This is a genomic window from Streptomyces sp. LS1784, assembly GCF_020103755.1.
In the GTDB taxonomy this organism is placed as follows: domain Bacteria; phylum Actinomycetota; class Actinomycetes; order Streptomycetales; family Streptomycetaceae; genus Kitasatospora.
This window is the reverse complement of sequence record NZ_JAHSQD010000984.1, coordinates 1-1780: the sequence shown is the minus strand read 5'-3', so window position 1 is coordinate 1780 and position 1780 is coordinate 1. Positions and strand designations below refer to the sequence as shown.

Sequence of the window (1780 nt, the reverse complement as noted above, 5' to 3'; positions counted from 1 at the left end):
GCGCCCGCGCCGCGCCGGACGGCCGAGCCGGAGCCGGAGGACTTCACCGCCCTGGTGCTGCGGGCCCGCGAGCTGGAGCTGCTCGGCCACCCGGACTCCGAGCGGCTGTGGAAGCGGGTCGCCGAGCGCGCCGGGGCCGCAGGCTTCGTCCACCCGGAGAGCGCCGAGCTGGGCGGCCCCGAGCGGCTGCGCGCCGAACTCGCCGAGCAGCGTGCCCACGAGGCGCTCCAGCGGGACGCGTACGCCGAGGGCAAGGCCGGGCTGCTGGCCGCCGCCGAGCTGTTCGAGCAGGCGGGGCTGCCAGGGCCGGCGCTGATGTGCCGCACCCGGACGCTGATCGCGGACCTGGACGAGAGCGACGGGGACGGGAGCGACGGGAACGGGAGCGGCCGGGGCGGGAGCGGTTCGGACGGCAGCGGGGGTGCGGACGGTGAGGACGGCGCGCGCGGCGCCAGGCAGGTCGACTGGGCGGCGCTCGACGCGGCGCTGGCCCGGGCCGAGGAACTGCGCGCAGGCGGCGAACTGACCGACGACGACTACCTGATCGTGTTGCAGGCCCGCGCCTACGCCGCCCACCACGACCTGGTCGAGGCGGAGCCCGAGCCCACCGCCGAGGTGGCCGAGCGCTTCGAGGCGGCGGTCGGGGCCTACCGGCGGACGGCCGTGGAGCTGGGCTCCGAGCGGCGGGCCGCCACCTCCCGGCAGTACACGGCCGACGCCGCCGCCCGGCAGGGCCGGCTGGCCGAGGCGCAGGCCGAACTGCGCGAGGTGCTCGCCCAGTTGGACGCCGCGGAGCTGCCCTGGCACACCCCGCGGGTGCTCGGCCTGCTGGGCCAGGTGCTGTTGCAGAGCCATGAGCCGGGCCAGGCGGTCGAGGTGTTCCACCGGGCGCTGGCCGAGGCCGTGCGCTGGGGCGACGACTCCTACCCGTACGCGCCGACGTACATGATGCTCGGCCACTGCTGCCTCCAGGTCGGCGACCTCGGCGGTGCGGTCCGCGCGTTGTCGGAGGCGGCCGCGCGCTACGACCGCAAGGGCGCCGAGGCGGTCGAGGAGGCCGCCCGGGTGCGCCTCCAGCTGGCCGACGTCCTGCGCGACACCGGCCGGGCGGCGGACGCGGTGGCCGTGCTGGAGTCGGTGCTGCTGGACGCGTCGGCGGCCCGGCTGGACGTCCGGATGCTCGCCCAGGCCCGGCTGGACCTCGCCCGGGGCCTGTCCGAGCTGGAGGAGCACCGGGACGCGGCCGAGGAGTACCTGCGGCTGGCCGACCTGGTGGCCGGCTGGGAGGACCAGGAGACCCACACCATGGTCGCCTGCGAGGCCACCCTGGCGCTCGCCCGGGCCGAGCGCTGGGACGCCGCCGAGGCGGCGCTGGCCCGGGCCCGCGAGGCGCACGGCAAGGCGCCGCAGGTGGACCAGCTGGCCGCCACCCTGCGGGAGCTGACTCGGCTGACGATGCGGGAGCAGGGCGAGGAGGGGCTGGCCGCGGCGCTGGCCCTGCTGGCCGAGGCGGATGCGGTCGGCGCGGCGGCCGAGCGGCGCGGCGAGGAGTACAACTCGTGGTACCTGCGCGGCGGTTCGCACTACGAGCGGGCGCGCTCGCTGGCCGTCGCCGGGCGGTACGAGGAGGCGCTCGCCGAGGTCGAGCGGGCCATCCCGGAGTACGAGGCGGGCGGCGAGCAGGCCGAGTCGCCGCGGGCGGAGTCCGTCCGGCTGGCCGCGCTGATCGAGGGCAGCGACCTCGGCCGCACCGAGGCGGCGGTGGCCCGGCTGACCGCCG

At 78.0% G+C, this 1780-nt stretch carries 1 pseudogene; it reads left to right on the top strand.

What is annotated here, in order from left to right:
* Window positions 1–1780: pseudogene (locus KS423_RS44905) on the top strand (hypothetical protein); the annotation flags it as partial.